The organism is Corallococcus sp. AB045, from assembly GCF_003668895.1.
Lineage (GTDB): Bacteria > Myxococcota > Myxococcia > Myxococcales > Myxococcaceae > Corallococcus > Corallococcus coralloides.
Genome location: NZ_RAWN01000031.1, coordinates 13,671 through 39,259 on the forward strand (window position 1 = coordinate 13,671; position 25,589 = coordinate 39,259).

25 protein-coding genes are annotated in these 25,589 nt (G+C 69.5%); 10 read left to right on the top strand and 15 right to left on the bottom strand.

Annotated features, from left to right (window positions below):
• Positions 1–39: 39 nt before the first annotated feature.
• Positions 40–2,865 (bottom strand): pitrilysin family protein, encoded by a 2,826-nt coding sequence (locus tag D7Y21_RS10185; RefSeq protein ID WP_199735392.1) that lies wholly within the window; start codon positions 2,863–2,865, stop codon positions 40–42.
• Positions 2,866–3,095: 230 nt separating this feature from the next.
• Between D7Y21_RS10185 and D7Y21_RS10190 the strand changes: the two genes are divergently transcribed.
• Complete coding sequence (locus tag D7Y21_RS10190) at positions 3,096–3,506, top strand: hypothetical protein (protein ID WP_121712836.1); 411 nt, start codon at positions 3,096–3,098, stop codon at positions 3,504–3,506.
• A gap of 18 nt (positions 3,507–3,524) precedes the next feature.
• Here D7Y21_RS10190 and D7Y21_RS10195 read toward each other — a convergent pair whose 3' ends face one another.
• Positions 3,525–4,511: an aldo/keto reductase gene (locus tag D7Y21_RS10195; RefSeq protein WP_121712838.1), complete on the bottom strand. Its 987-nt coding sequence runs from the start codon at positions 4,509–4,511 to the stop codon at positions 3,525–3,527.
• 250 nt (positions 4,512–4,761) lie between these two features.
• Here D7Y21_RS10195 and sppA point away from each other — a divergent pair, with 250 nt between their 5' ends.
• Entirely contained in the window at positions 4,762–6,558 is a 1,797-nt protein-coding gene (sppA, locus tag D7Y21_RS10200) for a signal peptide peptidase SppA (protein ID WP_121712840.1), read from the top strand.
• Position 6,559: 1 nt separating this feature from the next.
• Here the strand turns inward: sppA and D7Y21_RS10205 are convergent, their stop codons facing one another.
• A complete protein-coding gene (locus tag D7Y21_RS10205) occupies positions 6,560–7,123 on the bottom strand; it encodes a cysteine dioxygenase family protein (protein ID WP_233612047.1) in 564 nt (187 codons plus the stop codon).
• Positions 7,124–7,448: 325 nt separating this feature from the next.
• Between D7Y21_RS10205 and D7Y21_RS10210 the strand changes: the two genes are divergently transcribed.
• Entirely contained in the window at positions 7,449–8,468 is a 1,020-nt protein-coding gene (locus D7Y21_RS10210; protein WP_121712844.1) for a general secretion pathway protein GspE, read from the top strand.
• Positions 8,469–8,478: 10 nt separating this feature from the next.
• Here the strand turns inward: D7Y21_RS10210 and D7Y21_RS10215 are convergent, their stop codons facing one another.
• The 8 genes from D7Y21_RS10215 to rpmH all read right to left on the bottom strand — a co-directional run bounded on the left by D7Y21_RS10215 (position 8,479) and on the right by rpmH (position 14,315).
• On the bottom strand, positions 8,479–9,087 hold the full coding sequence (locus tag D7Y21_RS10215) for a Uma2 family endonuclease (protein ID WP_121712846.1): 609 nt from the start codon (positions 9,085–9,087) through the stop codon (positions 8,479–8,481).
• A 76-nt stretch (positions 9,088–9,163) separates the two neighbouring features.
• Entirely contained in the window at positions 9,164–10,522 is a 1,359-nt protein-coding gene (mnmE, locus tag D7Y21_RS10220) for a tRNA uridine-5-carboxymethylaminomethyl(34) synthesis GTPase MnmE (RefSeq protein ID WP_121712901.1), read from the bottom strand.
• Between the two features lie 58 nt (positions 10,523–10,580).
• Entirely contained in the window at positions 10,581–10,808 is a 228-nt protein-coding gene (locus tag D7Y21_RS10225; RefSeq protein ID WP_121712848.1) for a hypothetical protein, read from the bottom strand.
• Positions 10,809–10,854: 46 nt separating this feature from the next.
• Positions 10,855–11,643 carry a hypothetical protein gene (locus tag D7Y21_RS10230; RefSeq protein WP_121712850.1) on the bottom strand — a complete coding sequence of 263 codons (789 nt, stop codon included), beginning with the start codon at positions 11,641–11,643 and terminating at the stop codon, positions 10,855–10,857.
• On the bottom strand, positions 11,640–13,460 hold the full coding sequence (yidC, locus tag D7Y21_RS10235) for a membrane protein insertase YidC (protein WP_121712852.1): 1,821 nt from the start codon (positions 13,458–13,460) through the stop codon (positions 11,640–11,642). Before yidC ends, D7Y21_RS10230 begins: the two co-directional genes overlap by 4 nt.
• Positions 13,461–13,512: 52 nt before the next feature.
• Entirely contained in the window at positions 13,513–13,731 is a 219-nt protein-coding gene (gene yidD, locus D7Y21_RS10240; RefSeq protein WP_014400870.1) for a membrane protein insertion efficiency factor YidD, read from the bottom strand.
• Complete coding sequence (gene rnpA / locus D7Y21_RS10245) at positions 13,728–14,147, bottom strand: ribonuclease P protein component (RefSeq protein WP_014400871.1); 420 nt, start codon at positions 14,145–14,147, stop codon at positions 13,728–13,730. Before rnpA ends, yidD begins: the two co-directional genes overlap by 4 nt.
• A 15-nt stretch (positions 14,148–14,162) precedes the next feature.
• Entirely contained in the window at positions 14,163–14,315 is a 153-nt protein-coding gene (rpmH, locus tag D7Y21_RS10250) for a 50S ribosomal protein L34 (protein ID WP_120526629.1), read from the bottom strand.
• Between the two features lie 599 nt (positions 14,316–14,914).
• On the opposite strand from rpmH, the gene D7Y21_RS10255 reads away from it, so the two are divergent.
• Positions 14,915–15,511: a DUF6310 domain-containing protein gene (locus D7Y21_RS10255; protein ID WP_370038402.1), complete on the top strand. Its 597-nt coding sequence runs from the start codon at positions 14,915–14,917 to the stop codon at positions 15,509–15,511.
• On the top strand, positions 15,508–16,275 hold the full coding sequence (locus D7Y21_RS10260; protein WP_121712856.1) for a DUF5953 family protein: 768 nt from the start codon (positions 15,508–15,510) through the stop codon (positions 16,273–16,275). Before D7Y21_RS10255 ends, D7Y21_RS10260 begins: the two co-directional genes overlap by 4 nt.
• A gap of 300 nt (positions 16,276–16,575) precedes the next feature.
• On the opposite strand, the gene D7Y21_RS10265 is transcribed toward D7Y21_RS10260, so the two are convergent.
• On the bottom strand, positions 16,576–16,962 hold the full coding sequence (locus tag D7Y21_RS10265; protein ID WP_147443257.1) for a hypothetical protein: 387 nt from the start codon (positions 16,960–16,962) through the stop codon (positions 16,576–16,578).
• Positions 16,963–17,093: 131 nt separating this feature from the next.
• Positions 17,094–17,780, bottom strand: coding sequence for a hypothetical protein (locus D7Y21_RS10270; protein WP_121712858.1), 687 nt, complete (start codon positions 17,778–17,780; stop codon positions 17,094–17,096).
• Positions 17,781–18,037: 257 nt separating this feature from the next.
• Between D7Y21_RS10270 and dnaA the strand changes: the two genes are divergently transcribed.
• Positions 18,038–19,396 (top strand): chromosomal replication initiator protein DnaA, encoded by a 1,359-nt coding sequence (dnaA, locus tag D7Y21_RS10275; RefSeq protein WP_120564668.1) that lies wholly within the window; start codon positions 18,038–18,040, stop codon positions 19,394–19,396.
• Positions 19,397–19,402: 6 nt separating this feature from the next.
• On the opposite strand, the gene D7Y21_RS10280 is transcribed toward dnaA, so the two are convergent.
• Complete coding sequence (locus D7Y21_RS10280) at positions 19,403–19,843, bottom strand: CBS domain-containing protein (RefSeq protein WP_121712860.1); 441 nt, start codon at positions 19,841–19,843, stop codon at positions 19,403–19,405.
• 114 nt (positions 19,844–19,957) lie between these two features.
• On the opposite strand from D7Y21_RS10280, the gene D7Y21_RS10285 reads away from it, so the two are divergent.
• Positions 19,958–20,746 carry a hypothetical protein gene (locus tag D7Y21_RS10285; protein ID WP_121712862.1) on the top strand — a complete coding sequence of 263 codons (789 nt, stop codon included), beginning with the start codon at positions 19,958–19,960 and terminating at the stop codon, positions 20,744–20,746.
• Positions 20,747–20,891: 145 nt separating this feature from the next.
• On the top strand, positions 20,892–21,686 hold the full coding sequence (locus D7Y21_RS10290) for a hypothetical protein (protein ID WP_147469248.1): 795 nt from the start codon (positions 20,892–20,894) through the stop codon (positions 21,684–21,686).
• A gap of 9 nt (positions 21,687–21,695) precedes the next feature.
• Here the strand turns inward: D7Y21_RS10290 and D7Y21_RS10295 are convergent, their stop codons facing one another.
• Positions 21,696–22,517: a hypothetical protein gene (locus tag D7Y21_RS10295; RefSeq protein ID WP_121712865.1), complete on the bottom strand. Its 822-nt coding sequence runs from the start codon at positions 22,515–22,517 to the stop codon at positions 21,696–21,698.
• 132 nt (positions 22,518–22,649) lie between these two features.
• Here D7Y21_RS10295 and D7Y21_RS10300 point away from each other — a divergent pair, with 132 nt between their 5' ends.
• Together D7Y21_RS10300 and D7Y21_RS10305 are read left to right on the top strand one after the other, a co-directional pair.
• Entirely contained in the window at positions 22,650–24,056 is a 1,407-nt protein-coding gene (locus tag D7Y21_RS10300) for a pitrilysin family protein (RefSeq protein WP_120564673.1), read from the top strand.
• Positions 24,057–24,058: 2 nt separating this feature from the next.
• Positions 24,059–25,555 (top strand): pitrilysin family protein, encoded by a 1,497-nt coding sequence (locus tag D7Y21_RS10305; RefSeq protein ID WP_121712867.1) that lies wholly within the window; start codon positions 24,059–24,061, stop codon positions 25,553–25,555.
• The last annotated feature ends 34 nt before the right edge of the window (positions 25,556–25,589 follow it).

Consider the following 25,589-nt stretch of genomic DNA (forward strand, 5'->3'; position numbering starts at 1 on the left):
GGCGGACTCTAGCGCCCATGCCCAATGACAGACACGGCTTTACGGAGCCGCGGTCGCCTTGGCCGGCGCCGGGGCCTGCTGCTTGGCGGCGTTCGCGAAGTCACCCGCGCGCACGAAGGTCGCCTTGCTGAAGTCCACGTGATTGGACAGGGCCTTGCGCACGTCCTCGGGGGTCAGCTTCTGGAGCTTCGCCTCCACGGCCGCGTCGAACGCGAGCGTGCGCCCCAGGTACAGGCCGTCTACCAGCTGCTGCGCCAGGTTGCTGTCCTGCGCGCGAGCGGACTGGCGGTACTCCAGGAGGCCCGCGCGCGCCTTGTCCAGCTCCTGCGGCGTGAAGCCCTTCTGCACGGCGCGAGTGACCTCGTCGCGCATGGCGGCCTCCAGCTTCTGGGCGTTCTGCGGCGCGTAGATGGCGTAGGTGAGGAACCAGCCCACCGAGTCCAGCTCCTCGACGGACACGCTGCTGCCCACGCCATAGGACAGGCCGTCCTGCTGGCGCACGCGCGTGGCCAGCCGCGAGTTGAGGAAGCCGCCGCCCAGCATGAAGTTGCCCATCATCACGCCGGGCCAGTCCGCATGGTCGTCGCGCAGCTGGAGCAGCTGGCCCGCGAGGAAGTACGCGTTGGCCTTGTCCGGCGTCTCCAGCACCACGGACTTCGGGGCCACGGCCTGGAACGTGCGAGGCACGCGCGCGTAGGGGACCGGGCTCTTCCAGCCGTCGAGCAGGGTGCCCACGAGCGAGGTGATCTCCTTCGCGTCGAAGTCACCCACCACCGCGAGCTCCCCGCGCGAGGCGCCGTAGAACTGGCGGTGGAAGTCGCGCGCCTGCTCCAGCGTGACGGCCTTCGCGTCGGCCAGGCGCTCCTCCAGCGAGGAGATGTAATACGGGTGGCCCTTGGGGTAGTGCGAGCTCAGCACGCGCCAGAACGCGATGCTGCCCTGGGGCTGCGGCTCGCTGCGCTGCGACTCCAGCGAGGCCAGCCGCTCCTGCTTGAGGAGCGCGAACTCCTTCGCGTCGAAGGCGGGCTCGCGCAGCACTTCGGCCACCAGCTTGAGGACCTCCGGGAGGCTCGCGCGAGGGCACTCGATGGAGACGCTGGCGCCCATCGCGCCGCCGTCCATGCCCACGCGGGCCTTGAGCTTGTCGAGCGCGTCGTAGAGCTGCTGGCGGGTGTGCTTCTTCGTGCCGCGCATCAGCATGCCGCCGGCGTAGGAGGCAGCGGGCAGCTTGCCGTTCACGGCCTCCGCGGTGCCCCAGCGCAGGTCCAGCGCCAGGTTGACCATCTCACCGCGCGTCTTCTTGGGCAGCAGCGCGTACTTCACGCCGTTGGCCAGCTCGCCGCGCTGCACGCGCGACTCGATGTTGGCGGGGGAGGGGTCGAAGGCCTCGCCCTGGGCGACAGCGGCCTTGCCCTGGTAGCCGTCCACCATCTTCGCCACGTCCACCGCGGGCGGCAGCTCCGAGCGGTCCGGCTTGGGCGTGGGCACGAAGGTGCCCAGGGTGCGGTTGGAGCTCTTGAGGTACGCGGCGGCCACGCGGGTGACGTCCGCGGGCGTGACGGCCTCGATGCGGTCGCGGTGCAGGAAGAGCAGGCGCCAGTCGCCCACGGCGGCCCACTCGGACAGGAGGATGGCGGCGCGCTCGGAGTTGTTGAGCAGGAGCTCCGTCTGCTTCGCGAGGGCCGTCTTCGCGCGGTTCACCTCCTCGTCGGTGAAGGGCGTGCGGGAGGCCTCCTCCACGGTCTTGATCAGCGCCTCACGCACGGGGGGCAGGGGCTGATCCTGGCGGGCCTCCGTGCTGAAGCCGATGACGCCCGGGTCGCGCAGCTGGAAGTTGAACGCGCCCGCGCGCGAGGCCTTCTTCGTCTCCACGAGCGCCTTGTAGAGGCGGCCGGACGGCACGTCGCCCAGCACCTGGGTGAGCACGTCGATGGCGGCGAAGTCGGGGTGGGCGCCCTCGGGCACGTGGTAGACGCTGGAGATCAGCTGGTTGTCGCCCACGCGGCGCAGCGTGATTTCGCGCTCACCGTCCTGGGTAGGCTCCTGGGTGTACGTGACGGGCACCGGATCCGCGGGCTTCTGGAGCTTGCCGAACGTGGACTGCACGAGCGACAGGGCCTTCTCCGGCTGGAAGCGGCCGGCGATGACGAGCGTCGCGTTGTCGGGGCGGTAGTAGCGCCGGTAGAAGGCCTGGAGCCGGTCGATGGGCACGTTCTCCAGGTCCGCCTTCGCGCCGATGGTGGCCTTGCCGTAGTTGTGCCAGCGGTACGCGGCGCTCATGGTGCGCTTGAAGAGGATGCCGCGGGGGTCGTTCTCGCCGGACTCGAACTCGTTGCGCACCACGGTCATCTCGCTGTCCAGGTCCTTCTTCGCGATGAAGCTGTGGACCATGCGGTCCGCCTCGAAGGCGAGCGCCCAGGACAGGTTGTCGTCCGACGCGGGCAGGGTCTCGTAGTAGTTGGTGCGGTCCAGCCAGGTGGTGCCGTTGGGGCGCGCGCCGCGTTCGGTGAGGGCCTGGGGCACGTTGGGGGTGGTGGGCGTGCCCTTGAACATCAGGTGTTCGAGCAGGTGCGCCATGCCCGTCTCGCCGTAGCCTTCGTGCTTGCTGCCCACGAGGTAGGTGACGTTGACGGTGACGGTGGCCTTGGTGGGGTCCGGGAAGAGCAGGACGCGCAGGCCATTGGGCAGGCGGTATTCGGTGATGCCCTCGACGCTCGCGACGGGAGCCAGGGCGGCCGGCTTCGTCTGAGCGCGCGCGGTCGAGGAGGCAGCGGGTTTCGGAAGGGGAGCCGGGGCCCGGGCCCACACGGGCGGGGCCGCCACGAGCAGGACAGCCAGCAGGGCGAGCGGGGTACGACGCGTCATGCGGTTCTCGGGGTGCGAAGGAGTAGGCACGGGACTTCTAACCGCTCCACCGGGTCCTCCCATCCCGAGAAACCCGAACCCCCCGGGCAGGCGTCCACCCAGGGACACCCATGGACCGTCATAGGTCCTGTCCAGCGCTTCCAACCTCACAGGTCGTCATGTATCCTGGCGCGGATCCGATGTCAGGATGGGTTGGAAGGAGACTCGCGCGTCACCAGGGAGGGAACGGAATGGCGAAGACAATGGGCGGGGACATGGTGCTGCAGTTGCTGCATGAGTTCCGCGAGATGCAGGGGGAGGCGAAGGAGCAGTACGCGCGGACGGATGCGGCGATCCTGGCCGTCAACCAGGAGGCCGCGCGGCTTTCCGCGAACATGAACGTGCTCTTCAAGCACACCGGGACTCTCTACGAACAGATGGGCTTGCTTCACCAGCAGGTCGGATCGCTTCGCGAGAACATGGACAGCCTCACCACGCAGGTTTCGGCCCTGACACGTGAAGTCGGTGGGCTCAAGAGCACCCATGGCCGGATGATTGAGCAGGCAGGCCGCGCCATCCACCAGCTCGCGGAAGCCCAGGCCTCCAACCACCAGCGCATCTATGCCCTGGAGCAGTCCGTGGGCGGAGCAGGGGAGCACTGAGCCCCCACTCCAAATCCCTCAGGCGTAGATGCCCCCGGGCGCCATCGCGGATCCGGACCCCAGGACCTCCTCCACCTCGCGGACCTCCTCGGACGTCAGCCGGAAGTCCCCCGCCTGGATGAAGCCCTCCACCTGCTTCGCGCTGCGCGCCCCCACGATGGCGCCGGTGACGGCCGGCCCCCGCAGCGTCCAGGCAAGGGCCACCTCCGCCGGGGAACGCCCATGCCGCGCGCCCACCTCACGCATGCGCTCCACCAACGACAGGTGATGCGACAGCTTCGGCTCCTGGAAGTCCTCGCTGCCGCGGCGCCAGTCGTCGTCTGGCATCGCCAGGATGCGTTCGCGTGTCATTGCCCCCGTTAGAAGCCCGGACGCCATGGGTGAATACACAATCACCCCAATGCCCTGCGTCTGGCAGTAGGGCAGCAGGTCGTCCTCGATGTCACTGTGGATGATCGAATAAGGCGGCTGCAATGACGTCACCGGAGCAATGCGCCGCACCCGCTCCAGCTGCGAGACATTGAAGTTGGACACACCCAGCCAGCGCACCTTGCCCTGCCGTTGCAGCTCCGCCAGCGCCGTCCATCCCTCTTCAAGCTCCGCCCCGTCCTCCACCGGCCAGTGCACCTGATACAAATCAATGGCATCCACCTTCAGCCGGCGCAGGGACGCCTCACACTCCTTGCGCACCGAGTCCGCTCTCAACCCGCGGCTGACCTTGCCCTGCTCATCCCAGACCATCCCGCACTTGGTGAAGACATACGGGCGCTTGTCCCGGCCCTTCAGCGCCCGGGACACCACGTCCTCGGAGTGCCCAAACCCATACACCGCCGCCGTGTCGACCCAGTTGATGCCCGAATCCAACGCGCGCTGAATGGCTTCAATGGACTGCGCGTCATCCTGCGCGCCCCAGGCGAACGCCCAGCCGCCCCCTCCAATGGCCCACGCGCCAAACCCCAGCGCGGTGAGGTCCATGTCGGAATTGCCCAACCGTCGCTTCTGCATCCCATGCCTCCCGGGGCCAGAGGCCCCTGGTTCCCCTGGCTCCAAGAAGGACGGTGTGCACCGCGGCGGCCCTCGCCCGGGCCCGGGTGCCGGCCCGCCCACCGGCCACCAGGACGGGCGGGCCCTGCCTCCCCGTCCGCCGTCCATCAATGCATCGCACGCAAGCGTCGTCGGACGCGCGCGTTGATGGTAGGCCGCCTGATGATGGGGGAATGCCCCTCGGGTACTTGGGCACCAGGAGTCCTCTCGGATGAAACGCTTCTTCATTGGCGCGCTGGCCTTCATTGGAGCGCTGTCCATCCTCTTCGTGGTGGGTGTGGTGGGGCTGCTGATGCTCGCGGCATCGAGCAAGCCGGGTGTGCCGTCCAACCTGGTGCTGGAGCTGGACCTGAAGGAGCCGCTGCCGGAGTACACGCTGGACACGTCCCTGGCGGGCGCCTTCGGCGAGGAGCCCACGTCGCTGAGGGACGTGGTGGAGGGCCTGGAGAAGGCCGCCACGGACCCCCGGGTGAAGTCGCTGGTGGTGCGAATCGGGCAGCCGGGCAGCGCGGCGCAGGTTCAGGAGCTGCGGGACGCGGTGAAGGCCTTCCGCGCGTCGGGCAAGCGGGCGGTGGCCTACGCGGACGGCTTCGGTGAGGCGGGCAACGGCACCGGCGCCTACTACCTCGCGAGCGCCTTCGACTCCGTCTACATCCAGCCCTCCGGCGACGTGGGGCTCACCGGCCTGGTGATGGAGACTCCCTTCGCGCGCGACGCCTTCGCGAAGTTGGGCGTGAAGCCGGAGTTCGGCAAGCGCGCCGAGTTCAAGAACGCCGTCAACAGCTTCACCGACGAGTCCTACGGCCCGCACCAGCGCGAGGCCACGGAGGCCTACGGCGGCAGCCTCTTCCAGCAGGTGGTGAAGGGCGTGGCCGAGGGCCGCAAGCTGTCCGAGGACGAGGTGCGCGCGCTCATCGACCGCGCGCCCTTCATGGGCCAGGCGGCCGTGGACGCGAAGCTGGTGGACGGGCTGCGCTACCGCGACGAGATCCACGACGAGCTGAAGCAGCAGGCCGGAGACGGCGCGCAGTTCCTCTACGTGGACAAGTACCTGGAGCGCGCGGGCCGGCCGCACCAGACGGGCACCAGCATCGCGCTCATCTACGGCGTGGGTGAAGTGCTGCGCGGCAAGAGCCAGTCCAACCCGCTCTCCGGCGGGCAGGTGATGGGCGGCGACACGGTGGCGGCGGCCTTCCGCAAGGCGGTGGAGGACCCGTCCGTGAAGGCCATCCTCTTCCGCGTGGACAGCCCGGGCGGCAGCTACTCCGCCAGCGACACCATCCGCCGGGAGGTGCAGCGCGCGCGTGAGGCGGGCAAGCCCGTCATCGTCTCCATGGGGACGTACGCGGCCAGCGGCGGCTACTTCGTGGCCATGGCCGGGGACAAGATCGTCGCCCAGCCGGGCACGCTGACGGGGAGCATCGGCGTGTACAACGGCAAGTTCGTCACGTCGGAGCTGTGGGCGAAGCTGGGCGTGAACTTCGACACCATCGCCTTCGGGAAGAACGCCACCTTCGCCAGCTCCGACCAGGAGTTCACCCCCGAGCAGCGCGCGCAGCTGGAGACCGAGCTGGACACCATCTACCTGGACTTCACCAGCCGCGCCGCCCAGGCGCGGAACATGCCGCTGGAGAAGCTCCAGGCGGTCGCGAAGGGGCGCGTGTGGACGGGCGAGGACGCGCTGGAGCGCGGGCTGGTGGACGCGCTCGGCGGCTACCCGAAGGCGCTGGAGCTGGCCAGGGAGGCCGCGAAGCTGGAGAAGGGCGCCCCGGTCCGCCTCGTCGTCTTCCCGCGCCCCCGGCCCACGGGCCAGGTGCTGTCGGAGCTGCTGGGCAACCACGAGGCGGACAACAGCGATGACGAGACCACCGGAAGCCACGCCGCCGTGTCGTCCCAGGTGCTGGAGCAGGTGCGGGCCGTGTACCGCGTGGGCGCGAAGCTGGGCCTCACCGGGCAGGGCGCGGAGGGGCGCATGCTGTACGCGCCGCTTCCGGAGGTGCGCTGGTAGCTCAGACGTGCAGTGGGACCGGGACGCGGCCCTCGGAGGGCCGCACCGGTCGGCCGAAGATGCTGTGGTAGCGGAGGTCGTGCGACGCGCAGCGGTGGCGGCGCGGGTCGAACACGAGGCAGCTGGCCACCGGGCCGGCGTAGACGTGCAGCGTCACGCCCGGGACGTTGCCGGCGATGCTCACGCGGTGGATGGAGGCGCCCGGGTCGCGGAAGTCCACGTGCCCGGCGCCCACCGGCCCCACGCGCACCGGCGTCCCCAGCCGCGCCAGGCCGGGCTGCGTGCCACCCTCCAGCAGCGGGTAGTTCTCCAGGAGGAACTCGCCGCGCTGGATGCTGAACCAGCACTCCTGACCGTCATGGTCATGGATGGGCGAGGCCACTCCCGGGGACCAGCAGTTGAGGATGATTTCCATTCCCTCGTCGCGGTGGACGAGGTTGCGCGTGTAGCGCCCCGGTAGGAAGTGCAGGTAGGGCTTGAGGCTGGAGGGCTCCAACCGCAGCCCTGCCATCTGCGCGTCCACCCCCGCGAGTCCACCGGGAGCGGCACGGCGCGCGCGGAGCATCCGCACGAATTCTCTCAGACACGCGTCAGCCATGCGTACAGGCTAGGAACGTCTGCGACATCCGGCCACCCTCGGGTCTGCCAATGAACGTCCGCTTTGTCGTCCCCCCCTCAAGGATCGAGGCGGGGTTCGTTGAAGGACGGTGCACCGGCGGGAAGAAGTGGCCATCCGGCGCCTTCTGGGTCCGAGCAGGCAACCAGCACCTACCTAGAGCCCGCTTCCTCCGTTTTAAATGTAATTTTACACTCTCCTGACGTAGAGGGGAGGGCATGGTGGTCAGGTCGTCCCGGCCGAAGCATCGAGGGGGGCCGGAGGAGAACGAGCGATGAAGAAGCGTCTGGGGGACATCCTGCTCGCGCGGGGTGTGGTGGATTCATTGCAGTTGCAGTCGGCGCTGGCGTACCAGCGCAAGTGGGGCGTGGCGTTGGGCCAGGTGGTGGTGGACCAGCGCTTCTGCACGGCGGAGGCGGTGCTGTCCGCGCTGGCGGCCCAGTCCGGCGTGGAGGCGGTGGACCTGGACGCCTGGCCGCTGGACGCGTCGCTCGCGAGGCTGATTCCGTGCAAGGTGGCGGAGGCCCACCGCGTGGTGCCGCTGCGGCTGGAAGGGCAGGGGGCGCGGGAGGTGCTGGTGGTGGCCCTGGCCGCGCCGGCGAGCCTGGCCACGCTGGATGTGGTGAAGAGCGTGTCCGGCAAGGCGCGGGTGGTGCCCCGGTTGGCCACGGACGCGGCGCTGGGGCGGGCCATCGGGCGGATGTACCGGGGTGAGCCGGCGACGCCGCAACGCCGTCCCGGGATGGAGAGCTTCTCCCTCCCGGAGTGGGACGAGCCCATGCCCCTGGTGGTGGGCACGTCCCTGGCGGAGCTGACGGACACGCCGACGCCGGAGCCCGTCCGCGAACCCGTGCGGCACACGGACAGCACGAACCTGCCCATGCTGGCGCCCCTGGAGTTCGCCTGGGCGCCGGTGCCGGCGGCGCCGAAGCCGAGCGTGACGGTGCGCGAGCAGGTGCTCGTGTACGGCTGGGGCGCGGACGCGGCGGCGGGCCTGGTGCAGGTGCTGAGCGGGGCGGGCTTCACGGTGAAGGTGGCGAGCACGGGGGACGTGTGCGCCGCGACCGAGGCGCAGGTGGTGGTGGCGCCGCTGCCCGCGATGGAGGTGCTGGCGCAGCGGCTGCGCGCGCAGGTGCTGGTGGCGGGCAAGGCGCCGGAGCGGGACCTGCCCCGCGCGCAGGCCGTGCATGCGCGGGGCTTCGTGGCGGCGCCGGTGGATCCGGACCTGCTGCTGCGCTCCGTGCGGCGGCTGTCGCGCGCCTCCGAGGAAGCGCGCCTCAAGCACGCGAGCTGAAGCCGCGGCTTCAGGGCACCGCGACGAGCCGGGGCATCTCCTCCGGCGCGTCGGGGAGCCACAGCGAGCCCAGCTCCAGGGAGACGGAAGGGAAGGGCTCGGCGCGCACCAGGGCGTCGTCCTCGTGGCTCGCGGTGAGGAGCCAGCCGCGCTTGAGGCGCTGGTAGACCTCCAGCGTGCGCGCGACGGGGTCCACCAGCCAGACGTAGGACACGCCGGCCCGCCCATACAGGGGCAGCTTGCGGGCCCGGTCCAGCGCGGTGGTGGCGGGGGTGAGGACCTCGCAGACCCAATCCGGCACCAGGGTGAAGAAGGCGGCGCCGGGCTCCGGCGGGGCGGCCACGCGCTCACGGCGCCAGGCGGCCAGGTCGGGCACGAGGATGTCCTCGCCCAGGTGCAGCTCCGGCGCGCGCAGGAAGCACCAGCGGCCGTTGCCGCCACGGCGCGGATCCAGCCGCTCTCCCAGCTCCACGCCCATCATGAAGGCCGCGCGAGCGGGCGCCACGGAGAGGCGGGGCGAGGCCACCAGCTCGCCATCGAGGATTTCCCCGACCCAGCCCGACGGCAGCGCCGAGAGCAGGGAGTGGGAGGTGGGTTGAAGCTGCTGGAGTGCCGTCATGAATCCTCGGGGAGCGCCGGTGAACGCGAGGCATTCTAGGGAGGGGTCTGACATGCCGACCGCCACCCGCCGGGCACTACTTCCCGATGCAGAAGCGCTGGAAAAGGGTGTCTAGAAGCGCTTCGGAAACGCTCGTTCCGGACACTTCGCCCAGGGCTTCCAGCGCGAGCCCCACCTCGCCGGAGAGGACCTCCAGGGTGGACACGCGTGACGCGGCTTCGGCGCGGCCCAGCGCCTCGGCGGTGCGACGCAGGGCGTCCGCGTGACGCTCGGAGACGAGCGCCACCGCGGAGGGCGTGCCACCGCCCCACAACCGCGTGAGCACGGAGGTCCGGAGCGCCTCCACCCCTTCGCCCGTGAGGCCGCTGACGCGCGGCGGGGCAGGGGAGGGGTGGATGGCGGAGCCGTGCTCCCCCCGAGCCCCCAGCATCACGTCGCACTTGCCGGTGACGGAGAGCACGGGCGTGGCGCCGGCCTCGCGCGTCCATGAAGCGGCCTCTTCGCGCGACGTCTCCGGAGGCAGCACGAGCACGGCCAGGTCCACGGCCGCGAGCAGCTCCCGCGTGCGCGCGATGCCCAGCGCCTCCACGCGTCCGGGAGCCTCGCGCAGGCCGGCGGTGTCGTAGAGCGTGACGCCCAGGCCGTCCCACTCGACGCGGGCCTCCAGCGCGTCGCGGGTGGTGCCGGGCTCGTCATCCACCAGCGCGCGGGCCTCGCCCACCAGCCGGTTGAACAGCGTGGACTTGCCCGCGTTCACCGGGCCGTACAGCGCCACGCGCGCGCCCTGGCGCACCAGCCGTCCACGGCCCACCTCCGCGCGCAGCGCCTCCGCGGCGGAGCGCAGCGCGGCGACGCGAGCGCCGGCTCCCGAGTCCGCGCCCTCCGCCTCGTCGGGGAAGTTGAGGACGCCTTCCAGGTCCGCGTGCAGCTCGCGCAGCGGCGTCTCCAGGGCGCGGATCCGCTCGGCCAACGCGCCGGACAAGCCGGCCGCGGCGGCGCGCACGGCCGCCTCCGAATCCGCGGCCACCAGGTCCGCGACCGCCTCCGCGCGGGTCAGGTCGATGCGGCCATTCAGGAACGCGCGCCGGGTGAACTCACCGGGAAGCGCCGGACGCACGCGCTCATCCTCCAGCGCCCGCACGAGCAGCAGCCGCAAGAGGCGCGGACTGCCATGCGCCTGGAGCTCCACCACGTCCTCGCCGGTGAAGGACCGGGGCGCCTGGAAGTAGAGGAACAACCCCTCATCCAGCACCGCGCCCGCCGCGTCCACGAACGACGCCAGGTACGCATGGCGCGGAGCCGGGGACGCGGGAACAACGGGCGCGAGCCTGCGACCCACCTCCAGCGCTGCCGGCCCGGAGAGCCGGAGGATGCCCACCGCCCCCGCGGCGGGCGCGGTGGCGAGGGCGACGATGGTGGCGGAGTCAGACGTCATGGCGGGGAAGGGGCCACCGGCGGGCGGGCGCGCACGCATGGCTCCCGCCCCCGAGCGCCTACCGGACGCCTTGCGGCGGAGTGGAGCCGCGAGCGGCGCGCTCCACGTCGTCGCGGTGCTCCTCGATGTACCTCTCCACCTCGGCGTCGTCGACCGCCAGGTCGCGCAGCACGCCCGGGTAGACGAAGCGGAACGCCGGGGACTCCTCGTCCCCTCGCAGGCGGAAGCTCATCTTCAGCACCGCCGCGCCGTACAGCTTGTCCTTCAAACCCTTCGACTTACCCATTCGCTCCTCTCGCGCCCGCCGGTGGTCCCGAAGCGGGCACACCTGCTCAGGCGTCGACGTCGTCTTCGTCGTCGTCCGGCAGCAGGCTCCGCTTGGGCATCGGGGCGGGCTTCGCCGGGGTGAACACCACGCGCCGGTTGCGGCCTTCGCCTTCCGCCGCCACCTTCACTCCACCCACTCCTTCTACTGCCTTCAGGACGCGCGCGCGGTCCTCCGTCTTCATCGCGGCGAACGCATAGAAGCGCCCCAGGCTGGCGGACTTCTCCGCGAGCTTGCGGACGGCCTCCCGGAACACCGGATCCTCTTCGACCTGCAGCGTGCGCTCGTCCGCCTCCGCGCTCTTCGCGGGAGCCTGCGCGGGCTTCGCGGCCTGCTGCGCCGGCTGCCCTCCCCGGACGTTGCGCTGCTGCGGCTGCGCGGCCGGAGCGGGCGCCGCGGCCCGGGCCGGCTGCTGCGCGGGCGTGGAAGCCACCTGCGCCACGGACGCCACCGGAGCGGCAGCGGCGGCCTGCTGCTGCGCCGCCGCGTCACGGCGCGGCCGGGGCTCCGGGTGCGCGCCCGCGCCCAGCATCACCCAGCGGCGCTCCACGCCGGGGCGGTGGAGCATCTTGTTGAGCAGGAACTGGAGCGAATCCAGCACCTGGCTGCGCTTGCCCGGCTCCACGCCCGGAGGCGCGCCGGACTCGAAGTGGAGCGCCACGGACAGGCTGCCGTCGGTGGCGTCCTGCAGGTCCAGCCGCGCAGGGAACCCCATCAGCCCGAGGATGTCCGTGAGCAGCTTCTCCACCCGGGGGCGGAAATCCCCGCCACCCGCCACGACCTGAGCCCCGCTCACTTGCGTTTGCCTCCCCCGGCGGAGACCACCGCCGGCGTCCCGCCGCCCGTCTGGTTCTTGTTGCGGTCCAGCCACTTGCGCAGGCCCCACTGCTGGCCAATGGAGAGCACGTTGTTCGTGAAGATGTAGAGCGACAGGCCCGCCGGGTACTGGAGCAGCGTGAAGGTGAAGATGATGGGCATCACCCAGGTCATCATCCGCGCCTGCGCCGCGTCCATCATCTGCGGCTGCATCTTCTGCGTGATGATCATCGACACGCCCAGCGCCAGCGGCAGGATGTACGTCGGATCCTTGTAGGTGAGGTCGCGCCAGATGGGGCCGAAGAAGGGCTCGCCGTAGATTTCGAAGCTGTTGCGCAGCGACGTGAACAGGGCGATCCACACCGGCATCTGGATGAGCAGCGGCAGACAGCCGCCCAGGGGGTTCACCTTCGCCTCCTGGTACAGCTTCATGATCTCCATGTTCTGGCGCTCTTTGTCGTCCGCGAACTTCTTGCGGATCTCCTCCATCTTCGGCTGGAGCACCTTCACCGCCTCCATGCTGACCATGGAGCGGTAGGTGAGCGGCAGCAGCGCCAGCTTCACCACCACGGTGAGCAGGATGATGGCGACGCCCCAGTTGCCCACGATGCCGTGGAAGAACTTCATGACGGCGAGCAGGAGCTTGCAGACCACCGCCCAGATGCCGAAGTCGACCGTGTCCTCCAGCGTCGGGTGGAAGGTGGTGGCGGACAGGGCGGACACGGCGCGCAGCTCCGTGCCGGGCACGATGCGCAGGAGGTCGGGGTCCTTGGGGCCCGCGTAGCCGCCGAAGCGGAACGTGGCCACCTGACCGGGGCCCACGTTGAGCGGGAAGCCCGCGGACACCTCGCGCGCGGTGGGCGTGGCGGTCAGCGTGCAGTGGCCGTTGAGGGCGCCGTCCAGCGGGTAGAGCGCGGACAGGAAGTACTGCTGGTTGATGCCGAAGAAGGAGATGGGGCCGCGCGTCTCCTCGGGCGGCTTGTCACCCGGGGACAGGTTGTGGAGCTCTTCACCCACATGGCACGAGGCGCGGCTCAGGTTGCCCACGCCGCCGAAGAAGGACGGCGCGTGCTCGAACTCCGGGTCGATGGCGCGGCCGTAGTGCAGCTTGAGCTCGCCCGTCTGCGGCTGGGCGGAGGTGTTGCGCACCTGGAGGGTGTAGGTGAACTCGAAGCCGTCGCGCGGCCACAGCACCGTCTTCGTCACCTCCCACGGGCCCTGGCGGCCGGTGAACGCGACGCTGCCGCCGTTGTCGGTGGGGGCCTCCTGCACGGCGTAGCGGGCATTCGCCGCCAGCGGAGCAGCGCCCTCAATCGTCACCGCGAGCGGCAGGGGCTGGCCGGGCACCGGGTGCGCCACGTTCATCTGCGGCGGCGGGGGGATGTCCTTGCCGAAGAGCTTCTCGAAGCCCTCCTTGACGGTGAGCGACTGCTGCTCGCGCATCTTCGTGCCCTGGAGCACGGCGGAGGTGAGGCCGGCGCCTTCGGAAGAGAAGGTGTACTTCACCTCCGGGCGGGCGAACTCCACGGTGCGCGCCGGCGGGAGCGGAGCCTCCGCGTGGGTGCCCGCGTCCTCACCGGTGGCGCCCGGCGGCGGCACGGCGGCCGTGCCTGGGGTGCCGGCATCCAGCGTGGCGGCGACTTCGACGCCCGCATCCGTCCCTTCGGCGCCCGGGGGTGATCCCTGGGGGGCGAAGAAGAAGGTGTAGGCGGCGGTGGCCGCGAAGGAGAGGGCGAGCGCCAGGAGCAGCCGCTTCTGTGAATCGTTGGACTGGGGCGACAGCGGGTCGTTCGTCATGGAGTTCCCTGTGCCGGCGGCACGGCGCCGGAGGGCGGGCGGAAGCAAACCGTCAGGGGACGGGATCGAATCCACCGGGGTGGAATGGCTGGCAGCGCAGCAGGCGCCAGACGGTGAGGGCGCTGCCCTTCAACCCGCCGTGCTTCTCCAGCGCCTGCATGGCGTAGGTGGAGCACGAGGGATGGAACCGACACGCCTTCGGCAGCAGCGGCCCCAGGAACCGCCGGTAGAAGCGGATGGGCAGGGCGATGACGAAGGCGAGTGGACTCATGGGGCGGGCTCTTTGGGAGGCACGCGAGGTGCCGGAAAGAGCCGTTGCAGCTTACGGGTGACACCGTCGAACGCACGGGAAACTTGCGCGAAGGAGGCTTCCTTCGCCGAGGAGCGAACGACCAGGACTACGTCGAGACCGGGGGGCCATTGCCCGCGGTGCTTGCGGAACAGCTCGCGGAGCACTCTGCGCAGGCGTGCGCGCACCACCGCGTTGCCCACCTTGCTGGAAACGGTGAGACCTACGCGGGAGTGCGCCCGGGAATTGCGTTGAACGAGGGCCAGGAGGCAGTCGGACGGAATCTTCTGACCGCCCTCCTGGACTTCAAGAAACTCACGCCGCTGGAGCAGGCGAAAGGCCTTGGGGAAGCGCTCGTCGGTTGCCTGAGGCACCCGCGGCGCCGCTCCCTCGGCCATCGTCCGTGCGTCCAGTTACTTCTTGAACGACGACACCACCAAGCGCTTACGGCCCTTGGCGCGGCGGCGCTTGAGGACATCCCGGCCGCCCTTGGTGGCGTTCCGCTTACGGAACCCGTGGGCGCGGTTGCGCCGGATCTTCGACGGCTGGTACGTGCGCTTGGACACAACGACTCCTGAGAGCTGAAGGCAGCGCCTGAATCACCGGCGCGACCCGTACAGTGGAAAGGGGGCGTCCGTAACCCTATTTCCAGGACAAGTCAATCAAGGATCACCAGCGCCGACTGTGCAGCCCTGCGCCGGGTGGACCTGGCGATCATGTAGGAAAAGGGGAGAGGGGGCAAGGAAGAGGGCTTGGCTGAAGGACCCTGGGTCCAGCGCGGGGCGGGCCCGTTCCAGGTCCTTCGCTGTTGACCCACGAGTGGCTGGCCGGTTGAACGGACGTGGCCATGCGCCTCCCTGCCTGCATCCTGCTTTTGCTCCTATCCTCGGCGTGCGCTACCTCAACGCCCCTGAAGGCCCGCACGACCCCTTCCTTGAGAGTCGCCAACCTCCATAGGGCGTCAAAGCTGCCCTGGAGTGATGAGGGGCGATGCGTCGTCCAGGAGGCTTCTTCGCCTTGGTCCGTGGTGGTGGAGCGCTGCTTCGGAGCGCTGGACCATGACCGGATCCGGTTTCACGATCCGACGGGACGTTGCACGGTCGCCTCCGCTGGAGCCGCGACCCTGGGGCTTGGAGTTTGTGTCCTTGTCGCTCCTGAAATCGTCATGGGCGCAGTCATCATCACAGGTGTTGTCGTGGTGGCGGTCGCCATCAAAGAGGCACTGGACGCGTACGAGTTCCGCCAGCTCTATCCCGAGGAAGCTGGGGCCATGCGTGGAGCGAAGGCCGTTCCCCGGGAGACCGTGGCGAAACGGAAGCCCAGGCTTGAACCCGACCCTGTTGGGAAGGACTGGCAGCCCCCGATGCCTCCCGACGCCTTGGACCGGACGCGCCATCCCAGGTGCGAACCCATCCCGGTCAAGCACCGGGGAGGAGACGACGCGCACAACCGGTGTGCCGACAGGATTCCACCGAATCGCTACCCCGGCCATGACGTGCTCGTGAACGGCAAGCACTTCGATGCGTTGCAAGTCGGTGTGCGCGTGCTGTGGGAAATCAAGACCGACCAGTTCGACACGTACAGCGACTTCCTTCAAGCGCAGGTGGTCAGGGACCAGGTGGCCGAACTGCTGGAGGAGCGAGACATCGCGGGGGCATGTGGCTACGCCTTCGTGGTGGGCGTGAGCAGCGAGGCGCATAAAGCCGCGCTGAAGGAGATTGCCGACGAGTTGGATATCGTCGTCACGGGGTGCGAACGATGACGACGCGCGACCGCCTCATCCTGAATGTCCATGCGCCGGCTCTGACGATGGACGACGGCCGTACGCTCGCTGTCGTTGAAGGCATGGAACGGGCGATGCCCGGCATGCGTCTGGCGTGGGAGATATCCGAGGAAGGAAAGCCCGTCGCGCTATCTCAGCGAGACGCGTGGCTCGCGGCCTCAGCGGCACGAGGAGAGTTTCCGCTCATCTGCAACGGAGACGAGGACCACCCCGTGACGATTTCCGGACTGCGCAGATCCGCCAGTTCGAGTCCGGGCGGACAGCCTCAACTCCAGGTCCATGCGAAGCTGCCTCAGGACGCAGCCAGCATCGCGGCGGCAGCGGAGGTGCTGGAGCACGTCGCGGAGGGTGTCCGCGCATATTGGGGGCTCCTGGCGCCGTCATCCGTGATGCAGGTCATCGCGGATCAGACGGGCCCGAAGCGACATGGACCTGAAAAGCCACCTCTGGGACTGCCCGCCCTCAAGCTCCCAGAAGCGATTTCCGCTCCAGAGATTCCACGCCACCTGGGTTGGCTGAACTACTGGTCGGCCGAGGCCGCGAAGGCCATTGGGTTCCCGGACCCTTCGCGTGACGCCGAGTTGCTGTCACGTGCCCGGCGCACGGCCACTGGCGGGTGGGTGGTCCGGCTCACGGATGCTCCGCTCGACCTGGGAAACCGCGCGCACCTGGCAGCACTCCTGTGGGCCTACGAGCGTTTTCCGGAGGTCGGCGGACGGCACCCCTATTCCCAAACCTCCTGATCCACGCCGTCGAGAACCCAGTCCCGGGTTGATCATCACCGCCTTCGGACCTGTACGAATGCTCCAAGGGCTTCGGGCACAATCGGGTGACTCCCACAGGTGCGTCCCTGCTTATCCGAATGGATGAAGCGGGACTCTTCGAGCTGCGCAAGAAGAGGGCGGGCCTCGGCGACCCCGTAGAGCTCCGGGCGTATGCCACCTCTCTTCCGGAGATCCTCCAAATGAGGATTGGGGGCCTGCTCGTGACCAAGCGCGTACTCATCTATCGGAGTAACTCTGGGAAGAGTCACGACTCCGATGTCACCTTCTCGTGGGTTTCTGCTGACGGAACGGCCCAGAAGATTCAGACGGAAAGCCTGTACGCCATGTACCGCACCGAATTGTTTCGAACAGGAAGTCCCGCGACGCGGTGACCCGTTGGCGCAGGCCCTCCAGGTCCACCTCCAACGCCCCCCGCCACTTGCGGACCTGCCCGGCCACGATGACGGTGTCCACGTTGCCGCGCTCCATGAGCGTCACCACGCCGCCCTTCACCAGGTAACGACGGCCCGCCTTCGCCGTGTCCGGAGGCATCGCCTCGCGCACGGGCACCGTCCCCCGTCGAAAACATCCCGCGCCCAGGAGCAGCGCCCCGGCGAACAGTTCGCTCCTGCGCGTCAGCCCCACTCCACGATGCGCCTCACACATCCCGCCGCTCACAGGCCTCGAGGGTTCCCGCCCATGAGTCCGGGAGCAGGGGAGGGCCACGGACGGACCTCCGTCATCCGTCCAGCGCAGGACGTCCCGGCCACGACAGCGGGTCCGTTCAAGTGACTCCGCTACCTGGGAACCGCGAGCGGGTGGTTCCAGGAGAGCGCGTGCAGTCGGTCCACCTCCGAGTGGAAGTCGAACAGGAAGCCGCCGGGCACGGAGAGGCCCTGGGTCTCCCGGGAGAAGGGGATGCCCCGGGACTTCAGTGCGCCTTCCAGCCGCCGCTTCGTCATGGAGGGCTTCAGGAACCAGCCCGTGAAGTCCAGCGTGGTGAAGGACTCCAAGGCGTCTTCGACTTCCAGGTACCGGAACCGGCCGTCCTCCAGGTGGACCTGCACGGCACCATAGAACCAGCGGACGCAGCCCGGCTGCGAGGTGGGCGCCACATCCTCGGGGAGGCCCAGCAGCTCCACCACCTCCTCCGCGCTCATCGAGGCCCGCAGCGGTTTCAGGGTCCCCTGTCTCAGCGCCTCCGCCAGGTCGAAGGTCACCTGGTGGCCCAGACGGACGTCCTCGAACGGGCCGGTCTGCTCGGGCCAGTGCTGGCGAAACTGCGCCACGGCCTCCGCCTCCGAATCGAAGCTCTTCTGGAGGGCGTCGGGGAGCGACAGCTCCTTGGGCGCGGGGCCCAGGTAGTCGTCGTACAGCGACAGCTCATAAGTGAGGGGCTCGCGCGGTGGATCATACCGGCGGAGCACGAACATGCGGTCCAGGGTCGTCGTCGCGAACAGCGTCCTGCGCTCATCGATCGCCATGGGGTCATGTCCCTGGCAACGTTGGGTGCATCACGTCAAGGCTGTTCAGGTGGCTCCACGGCACACCTCGCACAACCCGGCGGAACGGCTCGCGCCGGTGGCGGAAAAGCGGATCCACCGGGAGTGATCATCCCCACCCGCCAGGGGGTCCCGCTGATCCGTGCTACAGGCCGGTTCCTTGATCAGCCGGAGAGCGGGTGTTAGCACCGCCGAACGCCTGCGGGTTCCCTCGTTCCGCGCCGTCCCTGAGCCTCCAAGTGAACGCCCTCGCCCAAGCCCCTTCGCCTTCGCTTCCCAGTGCCGGCGTCATCTGGACCCGCACGCTGGAAGCCATCCGCCAGGAGGGGCTCCACTACGCCCTCACCTGGCTGGAGCGGATGCGCCCCATGGAGGTGCGCGAGAACGCCCTGGTCCTGGGCGTGCCGGACCGCTTCTTCCGCGACTGGGTGGATGACCACTACCGCGCCATGCTGGAGACGCACCTGGCCCGGCTGGAGCCGTCCCTGGGCCGCGTCGCCTACGAGGTCATCGTCGGTCCCCCGCCGTCGTCCGCGGACCTGCCGCCCGCGCCCACCGTCAAGGTGAACTCGATGCGGCCCGCGCGGCTCAACCCGCGCTTCACCTTCGACACCTACGTCGTCGCGGACAGCAACCAGCTCCCCGCCGCCGCCGCGCAGGCCGTGGCCCACCGGCCGGGCCACAACTACAACCCGCTCTACATCTACGGCGGCACGGGCCTGGGCAAGACACACCTGCTCCAGGCGGTGGGCAATCACATCTGGGAGAAGGACCCCACCCAGCGCATCGTCTACCTCTCCAGCGAGCAGTTCACGAACGAGTACGTGGAGAGCGTGCGCGAGCACCGCATGACGGACTTCCGCCGGAAGTTCCGCGAAGAGTGCGACGTGCTGCTCATCGACGACATCCAGTTCCTGGGCAAGCGCGAGGAGACGCAGAAGGAGTTCTTCTACACCTTCGAGACGCTCTTCGGCCTCAACAAGGCCATCGTGCTCACCAGCGACATGGTGCCCGCGGAAGTGCCCGGCATGGAGGACCGCCTGCGCAGCCGCTTCGTCATGGGCCTGATGGCGGACATCCGCGAGCCCACCTACGAGACGCGCGTCGCCATCCTCCAGAAGAAGGCGGAGCAGGAGGGCCTCGACCTGCCGGACCCCGTGGCGCACTTCATCGCGAAGCACGTGCAGAAGAACGTGCGCGAACTGGAAGGCGCGCTCGTGAAGCTGTCCGCGATGCACAGCCTCACCAAGCAGCCGGTGACGGAGGAGTTCGCGTCCCAGGTGCTGCGCGACATCCTGCCCGCGCAGCGCACCGTGGACGTGGAGGCCATCCAGCGCGAGGTCGCCCGCTTCTACAAGGTGACCGTCGAAGCGCTGAAGGAAGACCGGCGCCACAAGGCGCTCGCGCACGCGCGCCAGGTGGCCATGTACCTGAGCCGCAAGCTGACGAAGAGCTCCTTCCCGGAGATCGCCTCGCGCTTCAACAAGGACCACTCCACCGTCATCTCCGCCGTGCGCAAGGTCGAAGGCCTGCGGGAGACGGACGCGGCCGTGCACCGCGACCTGTCGGAGCTGGAGACGAAGCTCGGCGGCATGTAGCCCGCCTCAGGGCGCGGCCGGCTGCGACGGGGCGGACACCTCTTCCAGCGTCCTGCCGCTCTCCTGGTCGCTGAGCTCCGCCGCGACGTCTCCCAGCGAGAGGATGCCCACCAGCCGCCTGGCCCGGTTCAACACCAGGATGCGGCGGATCTGCGAGGCCCTCATCTTCTGGGCCGCCTGGGTGAGGTCGTCGTCGTCGTAGACGACCTCCACGCCCCGGGTCATCGCCTGCGCCACCTGGGTGCGCTCGGCGTCCAGCCCCTGCGCCACCGCGCGGATGACGATGTCCCGGTCCGTGACGATGCCCACCAGCTCGTCGCCGTCACACACGGGGATGGGGCCTACGTTCAGCAGGCGCATCTTCTCCGCGGCCATCCTCAGGGAATCAGACGGACGGACGACCTCCACGTCGGATGTCATTACGTCGCTCACTCGTTGCGTTGCCATGGTGTCTCTCCTGTGGGGTTCCTCCCTCAGCGTGGGCACCGGCCTGTCCGCTGGCATGCGCCGCCGTCGCGGGTGTCTGTCCATTTCCCCGGGCGCCGGGCATGCTTCGGCTTCGTGGCCCCTTCGCTCAAGTCGTACGCTTTCAGCCTTGCCACCGTGCTGTGCCTGTCCGCGTGTGGCGAGGATCCGAACGGCTACTCGTTGCGGTTCAGCCTCCACTCGAACCGCGTGCGCGCGGCGCGCGACCCCATGCCGCCTCCCGAGTACGCCTTCGAGTCCTCGGACGGCCTCACCTTCCACGTGGACAGCGTCCTCGCCAGGCTGTCCGACATCCGTCTGGAATTGCCACCGGGCATCCGGTGCGCGGACCAGCAAGGTCTGCTGTCTCCACGGATGACCTGCGAGGACGCGACAGAGGAGCAGCCGGGCCGGTTGACCGTGGCGGGCCCGCTCGAATGGGACCTGCGGCAGGGGTTGTCCCTCGATGCAGCCGGGCTGCGCATCCCTCGGGGCGTCTATCCCCGCATCGAGGCCAGGCTGGAACGCGGGACGCCCTCCCATCCCACCTTCCAGTCTCGCTCGAGCTTCACCTGGCAGGGCATGGCCTCCGTGCTGGACGCGGACTTCCAGTCCGACGCGGTCCTCCGCTTCGAACCCCAGGGAGGAGAAGGCTCGCTGGATTTCGCCTCCGCGGAGGATGGCTCCGTCCTTTGGGGCTGGCTGGTCGTGGACCGCTGGCTCGATGAGGTGCCCGTGGCGGGCTGTCTGGAGTCTGGAGACCTGAGCCTTCTGGGCAACAGCCTGACACTGGAGGCGGGCCAGGGTGCCTGTGCGGGCGCCTCGGAACGGATGCGCGGCAACATCGAAGCCAGCGGTGCGATGGGACTGTCCTTGCACCCCTGAAGTGTTTCTCCCCAGGACGTCCGGAAGAGGGCCTGGCTGTTCCCCCTCTCCCGTCCTGAGGCATGCTGGGACTTCGCGGGCCCAGTGGGGCTCGCGCATCGGGACGCCCGGCCGGAGGCGCTCCCCCTCACGAGTTACTTCCGACATGCCCTCCATCCCCTGGTTGCGTACCTCCGGCCTTGCTGTCACCGTGCTGTGTCTGTCTTTGATGTCCCTGGGGCTGTCCGGCTGTGACACCGGAACCCATACCCGGCTCATCTTCTCGCTGAACGCGAACCCGCTGGGCGCGTCGTCCCTGGCGGTTCCGGCCTCTGGCGTCCGAGCCATGACGTCCCCGCCCACGCCTCCCGACATCACGTCTGGCGACGGAATGCGCTTCCATCTGGAGGACGCCAGCGTCCGGGTGTCCGACATCCGTCTGGAATTGGCCGGGGGGCTGGGCTGCGACGACGTGCGCGACCAACTCCCGGAGGGCACCGGGTGCGTGCAGCCCGAAGGTTCCCCGGCCACGGTCACGCTCGCGGGTCCGTTCGGCATCAACCTGCCGTCCGGGAATGTCTCCAATGCCGTGATGGAGCTCCCTCCCGGCACCTACCGGCGGATCGACTTCGTGTTGGGGAAGAACGGCTTCACGGCCCAGACCCTCCACGCCGGGGATGCATCCTGGGGCATGGACCTGGACCTGCCGGAAGGCACGGCCATGGCCGTCGAGGCCACCTCTGGCCTCAGGCTGGAGGAGGGCGGTTCCCTGCGCGTGATGTTCGACCAGAATGCCTGGCTGAAGGAGCTGCCGCTGTCCGCGTGCTACCAGAACGGGGACTGGCCCCGGCCGGGCCCCAAGCGGAGCCTGGACGAGGTGGGCGGCGAGTGCCAGGGCGCCGGGGACCGGGCGCGCGACGCCATCCGCACCCGGCTCAAGCTGCAGACCCGTTCCTTCTGACCACCGCGGTCAGAAGTGGATCCGGTCGGACAGCCACAGCAGCAGGACGGCCCCCCACAGCAGCGGACTGACCAGCCCCAGGACCAGTCCCATCAAGGCCTGGTCCCGGCGGCCGATGGGCGGCGTGGCCTTCGGGTCCACGCGTTTCAGCGCCACCACGCCGCAAATCACCGCCACGGGCGCGAGCAGGGGCATGAACAGCGCGCTGAAACCGAACCGCGAGGCCTGACGCGCCATCGGGTTGTTGAAGCGCTCGTTCCACAGCACCTTCAGCATCGCGGGCGGCACCGGCAGCCGGAAGAAGAGCTGATTGCGCACGTCCCGGTGGATGCGTGCCGCGGTGATCAGGCCGGGCATGGCGCACAGGAAGAAGAGGAAGCGCCCGGACGGTGCCAGGGCATCCGCCACCACCGCCATCACCAGCGGCGTGGCCACCAGCGCATGCCGTGCCCAGCGCCGGCCCAGGAAGAAGGCCACGCCCACCGGCACGGGAATGAGCAGCACCAGCGTGAACAATGCCTCCTTCGTCGCGCGCAGCCCCCACTGCGACAGGGCGGCGGCGGTGGCCACGCAGAGCAGCAGCGTCACGCCCGCCACCACCCACGCCCATCCATCACGCTTGCCCTGGTAGCGCTGGCGCAGCGCCTCCAGGTAGTTCACGTCCGGACGCGCCGCACAGGCCTGGCAGTACAGGCGCACGCCCAGGCCCGGCACGGACGTGGTGCAGTCCGCGCAGATGAAGCTTCCGCAGCGGAAACAGGTGCCGCCCGCGGGCAGGTCCGGGTGGACGGCGCAGCGACCCTGCTGGGAGAGGGGCACCTCCAGGCTCATGGCCGCAGTGTCGCACGGCGAGCAACACCCGGCACCCTGGAGCCCACCCCGTCTCCTTCCGGCTTACAGGCCCCGAGGCGCGTGCTAAGCGCGCGAAAGACCGTCCTGAACCGTGGAGGAACCTTGTCCCGATTGAAGGCCCTCGCCGCAGCGGCCCTGTTCGTGGGGCTTCCGGCGCTCGCGCAGACCCCCGAGGCGAAGCCGCTGGAGCCCGGCCGCGAAAACCTGGCCATCCCCTATGAGAAGTACACGCTGCCCAACGGCATGGAGGTCATCTTCTCCGTGGACCGCAAGCTGCCCGTGGTGGCCGTCAACGTCTGGTACCACGTGGGCGCCTACGACGAGACGCCGGGCCGCACCGGGTTCGCGCACCTCTTCGAGCACATGATGTTCCAGGGCTCCAAGCACGTGCCGGACGACGTGCACATCGGCCTCTTGGAGCAGGCGGGCGCCACGGACCTGAACGGCACCACCAGCTTCGACCGCACCAACTACTACGAGACCGTGCCCAGCAACCTGCTGGAGACGGCCCTGTGGTTGGAGAGCGACCGCATGGGCTTCCTCCTGGACTCGCTCACGGAGAAGAAGCTCCAGACGCAGAAGGAGGTCGTGAAGAACGAGCGCCGCCAGGGCGTGGAGACGGCCCCTTACGGTGAAGCACAGGAGAAGGCGTGGCAGGCGCTGTTCCCCGCGCCGCACCCGTACTCCGGCAACGTGATTGGGTCCATGAAGGACCTGGACGCGGCCACGGTGGATGACGTGAAGGCGTTCTTCCGCAAGTGGTACGCGCCCTCCAACGCGACGCTCGCCATCGTGGGCGACTTCGACCCCGCGAAGGCCAAGGCGCTGGTGGAGAAGTACTTCGGCACGCTGACCTCCGCGCCCAAGCCCCAGCGTCCGGACGTGCAGCCGGTGAAGGTCACTCGCGAGACGACCATCCGCCACGACGAGAAGGTGGCCACGCTGCCCCTGCTCACCATGTCCTGGCTCACCGCCCCGTACCTGAAGCCCGGGGACGCGACGGCGGACGTGCTCGCCACCGCGCTGGGCACGGGCCGCGCGAGCCGCCTGTACCGCCGGCTGGTGCTGGACAAGCAGCTGGCGCAGAGCGTGGACGCCGTGCAGCAGAGCCAGGGCGCGCAGTCCGTCTTCTCCATCGAGGCGGTGGCCCGGCCCGGCGTCACCACGGACACGCTGAAGAAGGAGATCGACGCGGTGCTGGACGAGGTCCGCAAGGACGGCGTCACGCAGGAGGAGATCGTCCGCGCGCGCACCCGCTATGACACGCGGCAGCTGGCGGGTCTGCAGGCGGTGGGTGGCAGCGGCAGCAAGTCCGACACGCTCCAGACGTACAACCAGTTCGTGGGCGAGCCCAGCTACGTCGCGCAGGACCTGGCGCGCTACCAGGACGTCACCCCCGACGCGGTGAAGCAGTTCGCCAACGACGTGCTGCGCCCGGACGCGCGCGTCGTGCTCCACGCGGTGCCGTCCGCCGGCAAGGCCGCGCCGTCTTCCGCTCCGGGCAAGGAGGCCCGCTAGTCATGCACCGCCGAATCCTCACTGCCCTCCTCACGCTGTCCGTCGCCGGCTGCGCCACCACGAAGCCCGCGGAGACGCCGGCTGAAACGGCGCCGGCCGCGCAGCCGCAAACCCAGACACCGGCTCCGGACGCGGAGGCGTTCCGCGAGCAGCAGCCCAAGCCCGGCAAGCCGCCAGAGCTGGTGCTGCCCACCTTCGAGCAGGCGAAGCTGGACAACGGCCTCACCGTCATCGTCAGCACGCGCAAGGAATTGCCGCTGGTGTTCGTGGGCATCGCCTTCGCCGCGGGCGTGTCGCAGGAGCCCGCCGCGAAGCTGGGCATCGCGGACCTGTCCTACCGCATGCTGCTGGAGGGCGCGGGCAAGCGCGACACGGTGGCGCTGGACAACGCGTTCGCGGACCTGGGCGTGTCGCCCGCGATGTCGGTGGACCCGGACGGCGCCTTCGTGGGCGCGCGCGTGCTCACCACCAACGTGGACGCGGCGATGAGCCTGCTGTCGGACGTCGTCCTGCGGCCCACCTTCGACGCGAAGGCCTTCGAGCGCCGCAAGAAGCAGCAGCTGGGTGAGCTGGTGCGCCGCATGGGCGACCCGAACTTCCTGGCGCAGCAGGCCTACTACCAGGCCGTGTTCGGCGCGGATCACCCGTATGGCCACACGTCCGGCGGTACGCCGAAGACGGTGGAGGCGCTCACGCTGGCGGACGCGAAGAGCTTCTACACGAAGAACACGGGCCCTCGCGCCGCCGCGCTCATCATGACCGGCGACGTGACGCTCCCGCAGGCAGTGGAGTGGGGGAAGAAGTACTTCGGCGGGTGGAAGGGCGGGGCCGTGGCGCCCAAGCCGCCGCCCGCGCCGCCCGCGCCGCCGCGTCAGCAGGTGCGCGTGGTGCCCAAGCCGGGCCTGGAGCAGACGGTGGTGCTGGTGGGCCGTCCGGGCCTCGCCGCGGGCCACCCGGACGAGTACCCGCTGGAGCTGGCGACCACGGTGTTCGGCGGCTTCTTCGGCAGCCGGCTCAACATGAACATCCGCGAGGACAAGGGCTACAGCTACGGCGCCAACGCGCACCTGGGCACGCGCCTGGGCGTGGGACCGCTCACCGCGTACGCGGCCGTGCGGCAGGACGTGACGGGTCCGGCGCTCAACGAGTTCATCAAGGAGCTGGCCGGCATCAAGTCCAACCCCATCACGGAGAAGGAATTGGCCGCCGCGCGAGAAGGCCTCATCCGCGCGTTCCCGGGCGCCTTCGAGACGGTGGAGGGCCTGGGTGGCAGCGCCGCGCAGCTCTACTTCCACCGCCGGCCGATGGATGAGTTCAAGCGCACCGTGGAGGGCCTGGAGAACGCCAGCGCCGCGGAGGTGCAGCGCGTGGCCGAGTCCTACCTGGACCCCGCCAGCATGCAGGTGGTGCTCGTGGGCGACCCGCTGGTCATCCAGGAGCAGGTGACGCCGCTCAACCTGGGCAAGCTCACGCTGGTGGAGACGCCGGCGTCCAAGTAGCCGGGCGCTTCACTTCGAGGTGTTGAAGCCGGGG